Annotated in this window: 6 protein-coding genes and 2 pseudogenes; 1 reads left to right on the forward strand and 7 read right to left on the reverse strand. The window is 43.1% G+C overall.

Going from position 1 to position 6,964, the window contains the following annotated elements; translation table 11 throughout:
* The 6 genes and pseudogenes from ACO4PX_RS07350 to ACO4PX_RS07375 form a co-directional block, all read right to left on the reverse strand.
* A pseudogene (locus ACO4PX_RS07350) lies at positions 1-233 on the reverse strand (transglutaminase); the annotation flags it as partial.
* 212 nt (positions 234-445) lie between these two features.
* On the reverse strand, positions 446-964 hold the full coding sequence (locus tag ACO4PX_RS07355) for a hypothetical protein (protein WP_485572139.1): 519 nt from the start codon (positions 962-964) through the stop codon (positions 446-448).
* A gap of 22 nt (positions 965-986) precedes the next feature.
* Positions 987-1,763, reverse strand: a pseudogene (locus ACO4PX_RS07360) (phosphodiester glycosidase family protein); the annotation flags it as partial.
* A 624-nt stretch (positions 1,764-2,387) separates the two neighbouring features.
* Positions 2,388-3,674 (reverse strand): glycosyltransferase, encoded by a 1,287-nt coding sequence (locus ACO4PX_RS07365; RefSeq protein WP_485572140.1) that lies wholly within the window; start codon positions 3,672-3,674, stop codon positions 2,388-2,390.
* Positions 3,675-3,966: 292 nt separating this feature from the next.
* Complete coding sequence (locus tag ACO4PX_RS07370) at positions 3,967-4,590, reverse strand: hypothetical protein (RefSeq protein WP_485572141.1); 624 nt, start codon at positions 4,588-4,590, stop codon at positions 3,967-3,969.
* A gap of 152 nt (positions 4,591-4,742) precedes the next feature.
* Positions 4,743-5,456, reverse strand: coding sequence for a metallophosphoesterase (locus ACO4PX_RS07375; protein WP_485572142.1), 714 nt, complete (start codon positions 5,454-5,456; stop codon positions 4,743-4,745).
* A 157-nt stretch (positions 5,457-5,613) separates the two neighbouring features.
* Between ACO4PX_RS07375 and ACO4PX_RS07380 the strand changes: the two genes are divergently transcribed.
* Positions 5,614-6,381 carry a nucleoside phosphorylase gene (locus tag ACO4PX_RS07380; RefSeq protein ID WP_485572143.1) on the forward strand — a complete coding sequence of 256 codons (768 nt, stop codon included), beginning with the start codon at positions 5,614-5,616 and terminating at the stop codon, positions 6,379-6,381.
* Between the two features lie 85 nt (positions 6,382-6,466).
* Here ACO4PX_RS07380 and ACO4PX_RS07385 read toward each other — a convergent pair whose 3' ends face one another.
* Entirely contained in the window at positions 6,467-6,913 is a 447-nt protein-coding gene (locus tag ACO4PX_RS07385) for a putative toxin-antitoxin system toxin component, PIN family (protein ID WP_314834064.1), read from the reverse strand.
* Between the last annotated feature and the right edge of the window lie 51 nt (positions 6,914-6,964).

A 6,964-nucleotide genomic window follows, 5' to 3' on the forward strand; every position in this document is an offset into this window, starting at 1 on the left:
TACTTGGATAAGTCAACGGTATTGTTTACCGCGCCCTCCACCACCTTCTTTTCGGAAACCTCTGCCTTTTCTGTTGCCTTTTCTGTACTCATCTCTGCAGCAACAGATTCTGTTCCCTTCTCTGTTCCCTTTACGGTGGTCTCTGCGCTGTTGCTTCCGGACTTATTTCCGCAGGCAGCCATCAATACACCCACTGTTCCCAAGAGCAACACAAACTTTAAGCTTTTTCTCATTTTTTCCTCCTTAAGCCACTCTTTGTAAGCTGTAACGAAGAAGAGTATACGCCAGAGAACCACAGGAGAGAAATTGGATTATTTTATAAATTATCAGTTTTATTGCATAATCTTATAAATACCAATCCATAGTTATAGTCTTAAACCACACTGCCAACGCGAAAAAAGAGCTTATCTTACACGACAAGCCCTTTTCCATTTTCCCTTACAGTTTATTCTTTCTTTGCCAATAAAGCACCGATTCCTCCGGATACTAATGCCAAAATTCCCACTACCAAGTAAATCCATTCAAAAGTGCCGCTGGTTCCGTATATGTCCAATACCCCTTTATAGATGGAGCCTACCGTAAGTACCGCCACGCCGCTCTTCCAAAGGAAGAATGCCAAAGAGGCGAAAAACAACTTCTTTTCCCCTTCCTCATTCCCATTTTCCAAAGAAAGATTCCAAAGGCGATTGCCTGTACGTAGGTTGATAAACTTTGGAAGGAAAATGAGGGTTACGGGGAGTAAAAAGGCATAGCTCATAAAAGCTGAGTACACGCCGTGGGAGAAAAGTCCGTAAATCTGCGCAAAAGCAAAGACAAAGACCGTTGTCAAGCCAATGGGGAGAAGCGACTTCCAGGACAGTTGCCCCTCTTTTTTTTCATAAAGCTTCTCCATTTTCTCCATCCTTTCTTCTGCATTGTCCTTTTCGCTAAAGGAATGATAATAAAGCACTTGATTCTTTTCCATGTTTTCTCCTTTATTATTAGTATTATGAATTCTTTCCGATATACAAAATATCGCTGACTGCTCGCTCGGAAATTTTGTTTCCATTGGTAGTGGGGTTATTTACCACCTCTCCCTGGAACACCATGGTAGAAGATCCGCCTCCATCCAAGTTATAGACATTTGTCGCCCCTAAAGACTTCATAAAGTTTGCCAACTCGTAAAGGCTTAATCCCGCACTTTCAGAAGTTCTTCCGTCAGACACCACAAAGAGATAATGGTTCTTGGCTACAGTACCGATAGCTGTTCTTGGATTGCTGGCCATAGCCATACCTACCTCATCATTTTCCGTAACGGCTATCTGTCCGTTCTCTACAAGAACCGGCCCAAAAGAAAGAACCTGCCAAGCCTGCTTCTGTATCAGAGAGTCTGTAGTGGTGTCGGATTCGGAAATGAAGGAAAGTGTTCCGTCCTTGGAAATCACCATATCTTCTCCGTTACTTCCCTGGTTTCTGTATACCACACCGTTTCGAATGACATAGCCACTTTGTCTTGCCCCGTAGTAGTCTCCGTTAATCGCTAAAACCGCATTGTTTTCCTCCGCCATATCGGAAGTAGTGTCGGTAATGTTTCTTCCATAGGTATTGTTTGCAAATGCGGAAAGAATGCTTGTTCCGTCTGTTACCTCCACATCTGCCACATAAATATTACTATCATAGACTCTATACTGAGTTACGGTAATTTTGCTCTTGCTATCAGAGTAAGTACCAATGACTGTGCCTGAATTAGAACTTGTTGTGCTTCTGGTGCTACCGGTGGAATTCGTAGTAGATTCCGTAGTGGATTTCGTAGTAGATTTCGTTTCGGATCCGGTGCTGCCGGAGTTTCCGTTAGAATTTGCTTTACCGGAATTATTCTTGGAAGAGTTTCCTGAGCTGTTGTTAGAAGAATTATTAGCGGAATTTCTCTTTCCGCCACCGGTTCTACCCTGTCCTCCCCGTCCCGGGCCGCCTTGACCATGTCCGCCCGGTCCGCCATTTCCGGGCCCACCGAAGCCCTGTCCATTATCGAATCCACCATTTCCGCCAAAGCTCTGATCAGAGCTGTTTTCGTCGTAATTATCGTTATTCTCACCATCCTGATGATAGCCGTCTTGCTTAAATCCATTTTGTCCGGAATCATCTTGATTGAAGCCACTTTGTCCGGAGTTATTGGAACTTAAACCGTCCTGATCCTGATTAGCTGCATAGGCATTTTCCACCTCTGTACTCTCCTCTTCATTTATAGACAGCCCGTTGGAATCTAAGTTCTGTCCCGACACCGTCTGCATAGGGTGGGGGATTACGAAGGTATCCAAGAGGGCATAGGAGGTAAATGAAGCCAATGCCACACCGCATATAATTCCTGCTTTTTTTCCGTTAAACTTTCTCATATTTCTGTCCTTTCCTTATACTTGCGCCTGTATAATCCGGCCGTTTTCCTCTTGTAAGCTCTCTTCAAAAGCCTCTAACTCTTCATCCTTTTTGCCGGAAAATGCCTTAGATGCTTCTATCTTTGTTGCACCATAGGGCTTCCTAAGCTCTTCCTGCTTGGCTACTACTTTCTTGCTATTTTTCTTTTCGAAAATCCATTTCTTTTGCACGAAGTAGGACAGGCAGAACAACAGGCCTTCCGTTAAAATCTTCGCTAGGTAAGGATTCATTCCCAAGCTTCCTACAATTCCCAATAAAATAAAGCTGTTAATTAAGAAGATAAATGCTGCCAGCCCAAGATAGGAAAGGTACTCTTCCTTCTTAAAGCTCTTTAGTGCGGATAGATTCCACTTAGTTCCCTTCTGCACTCTAGCGTTTTCCATCCTCTTTTTGCTTTCTGCAATATCTTCCTTCTCTCCATCCGTGGAAAATACCATGGTCTTGTTTAAGAAGAAATTTAGGTGCAGGGAAATCACTCTTGCAAGGAAATTCGATACAAACAGTCCTCCTGTAGTCAAGAAGAAGAAACTGTAGAGCAGAAAATCCGCCAGGAAGGATACTAAGGAGCTGGCAGAGAATTTTAAAATCTGCTTGTAGATCCGATAGGAATCCTTCACCGTATCAAAATGGCTTTCCGCATTGTCATTGATATATACTGTTTCAATCGGTACTTCTTCCATAGGCACTCCTTCCTTTGCCAAATACAAAAGCACATTCATTTCGTACTCATAACGTTCCCCCGGAATATCCAACATTTTCGGAATCATCTTTCCGGAAAATGCTCTCATCCCTGTCTGGGCATCCTTTACTTCCACCCCTGTGCAAAGATGAAACACCTCCTTGGTAATGCCGTTTCCGATTCTGGAACGAAGAGGCGAATCCTTGGACTGAGTTCTGCTGCCAAGAATCAAAGTATCTTTTTTCTCCTCTGCTACAGAAAGTAGATTGAGGGCGTCTTTCAGCAAATGCTGTCCATCCGCGTCTAAGGTGATAAGGGTAAAATCCCCTTGCAATCCCGCATTTTCCTTCTGCAAATATTCCAGTCCCGCCTTTAAAGCAGCACCCTTTCCTCTATTTTCCGAGAAGGACAGCACTCTAGCTTCCGTCTCCCTTTCTATCTTATGAAAGAGAGACAAATACTCCTCTCCCGAGCCGTCATTTACAATCAGGCAATCCATTCCATGCTCTTCAATTCCTTTTACAAATTCCAATAACTGTATATTGGGTTTATAAGCCGGTATTAAGGCAATCCTCTTTTTCATGCTTATCCCTCCTTGTCTGCCTTCGTTTCCTGAAAGGAAAGTAGGAAGCACTTGCTTCAATTCCTTTCATGGCTGGAGTATAGGAAAAAAAACTGAAATGAAGCTGAAAAAGAAGAAAAAAGCAAAAGAGGATAGCCCCCTTCATTTTTTGAAAAACAAAGGGCTATCCTCTTTCTCTAGGATTTCTCTATGATTTCTCTATGGTTTCTCTATGGTTTCTCTATGATTTCTCTATGATTTCTCTATGATTAAACCATGATTTACCTGTTATTTATTACAGGCTTGTGAGCTACTACTTAATCTTCTCTCCTTTCATCTTACGATAATTTTCCAACTGCTCCAGAAGATTATAGACTCGCCTGATACTGCTTCGCCTCTCCTTCTTTTTCATTCTCCTTACCTGACTTATGTACTTTTTTCTCCTAATTCCATGATAGCTTTCTTTAGGCTTATTTTCCTCGCCATTTCCATGATGAAATATCCATTTGTCATGAATAACAATGTACTTTAAGTAGCCATAAATGCTACTCTTTGTCACAGGCTGTCTATGGTAGCCCGGTACTTCTTCCTTTTCCTCCATAAATCGACGAAATACATTCTTGTGATACAGAAAAATGCACCCATTCTTTTCATTCCACACAATCTTCCAATGACTTATTGGCATCTGTACATGAATTTCCCTACTTTCATGTTGTAGAAATATCTTATTCTCTTCACAGAATTGCTTTATCTTTGTCGCCTCTTTTCGATAATGCCGGCCAATGGCAGAACAATACTTACAGCTGTGGTATCCCGCTTTTTCTCCCTCTTCCAGGGTATAAAACAGCTGACGGTCTTCCGGTCGAATTCGTTTTCCATAGAAGCACTGCTGATTGTGAAGTATCTTTACACTGCCTTTCTTGCTTGCAACAAACATCCCTTTTCCCCCTCTCTTGGAAAGCTTCTATATTTGCTTTCAAATATAAGCGTTCTACTGTCCGATTGAACGGACTCAAAGGGGAGTTAAGTTTTCCAATAAAAAAGAACCTGACAATATATCAGATTCTTTACCTAGAGCGAAAAATATGCTTAAACCTCTACCACCTCATACGCCCCCGTCTCGGAATCTATCACCAGCATGGCAGATTCCCCAATCTGCCTACCATCCCGATACGTCGAGAATACATCCGTGAAAATCATACCGTCTTTTTCCAATATTTTTTCCACCGGAGTATGACCCACAACTTGCTTATAGTGCTCCGCTTTAAAGCATTTTCTCCGTACATCCAATGCTCTTAGCCAAAGGGGCGATTCATCATTCCATAGCTTATCCTGAGAAGCAGTATTTACCGAATGGAGAACCTCGTCTATATTCCCATCCAAAAGCTTCTTATTTAGACTTTTTACAAATTCCGTGCTAAGGCCTGCATGGGAGAACAAAACTCGACCTATTCTATGCATAATGTTGATTTGAGAGGAATTTTTCAGGCTCTTTTCCAGCTCTTCCAGTTTTTCCATAACCGTCCGCTCTGCATAAGGAGAATAGCCGCTTTCCAGTCGTCCCCAGGGATAGCTTAGGTCATGGTTTCCGTAGCACCAAAGGGTATCCTGATAGTTCTTGGCAAATGCAATAGCCCTGTCGTAGATTGCTCTGTATCGATCAATCTCAAATTCCATATCCCAATCATCAGGCATATCCATAAGACAGACTGCCCTTTCTGCCTTACCGGACTTTAAGACATTTTCCGCCTTATCAAATATCCAGGTTTTTAAATGCACATCCGGTATGACCAGTACTTTCATATTAACTTACTCCTCATACAATTTAAATATTTAAATTGCCTTAATATTTTCCTTCTTGCGAATATCTTATTTTCCCATGTATACTAGGACTTTATAAAAAAATATTGCTATTATTTTACCATAAAACCCTTTTAAAAAGAGAACAATAGAGGCCAAAATGAGTATTCAAAAACACGAAATTCCCATCTTGGAATTTGATTCCGACCCCAGTGCCGTTTTAGAGCCAGGTCACGAAGCACTGGATGTGCATTTTCCGGAGAGGGCCGTTTTTGCCTTTTTACAGGACACGGTTGAAAAATATGCCTTACAGCATAGTGGAAAGGTATTGACCCATTTTATCTCCGCCACTATGCATTATCCCATTTTTTTATTGGAGGAAAATGGAATTCCCTTCCTCTTGGTGCAGGCTCCTGTAGGTGCTGCCCCTGCCGCACAAATTCTGGATTGGCTCATTGCCCATGGAGTGAAAAAAGTCATCAGTAGTGGTTCCTGCGGTGTATTGGTTCATAAGGAGGAAGGCGTTTTTCTGGTTCCGAAAAAAGCACTGCGGGACGAAGGCACTTCCTACCACTATCTTCCGCCCTCCCGCTTCGTGGACATAGAGGAAGCCCCAAGAAAGGCTATCGAAAAGGTTCTGCGCTCCCATCATTTGCCCTATGAAGAGGTAACTACCTGGTCCACCGACGGATTTTTCCGGGAAACCAAAGAAAAGGTGGAATATAGAAAGTCGGAAGGTTGTACCGTTGTGGAAATGGAGTGTTCCGCCCTGGCAGCCGTGGCAAAGATGCGGGATATTCAATGGGGTAGTCTGCTCTACACCGGAGATTCTTTGGCAAATGTAGAGGAACACGATATGCGCTCCTTCGGTATTGGTTCCCGAGAAATTGCCTTGCGCCTCAGCATTGAATCGGTTTTGGAAATGTAGAGATTCAGAGAATGAAGATATTTAGAAAATTACGACCTCTCTCCAATTTTGCAGACAGCGTCTGCAAAAACTTTTGATGAGCGCATCATTCATCATTATTTGCTTCCTCCGGGAGTGACTTTCCGCCATTCTCCAGAATCGTTAGCATTTCCCTCGGTGTCACCACATAGGGCTTCAGGGGGAAATGTTTGATGTTCCCGGTTACCAGATAAGCGTCACTGTCTTTTCTGGCTTCCATAGTGACCGCATAAAAGATTACGTCCTTCGGGTCGGGCAGGTTTTCCTCCAGCTTCTCCGGGTCAAGGAACACACCACGCATCCGAATCCCATCTGTCACGGCTTGGATATCCTCTTCCTTAAAGGGGAATTTCTTCCGCCGCAGCACTTCTTCGTATTCAGTCATGATTTCATCGCTGAGGAGAGGAACAATGCTTCCCACAAGAGCCTGTTCCAGAACCGCTCCGGGCACGGAATCCCAGCGAAGAAGAGCGGAAACCAGCACATTGGTATCTATCACTGCATATAGTTTCATACGTTATTTCCCATTCCTTACGGCTTCGATCTCCGCATTGATTTCATCCAG

This window comes from Oribacterium sp. (assembly GCF_057249185.1).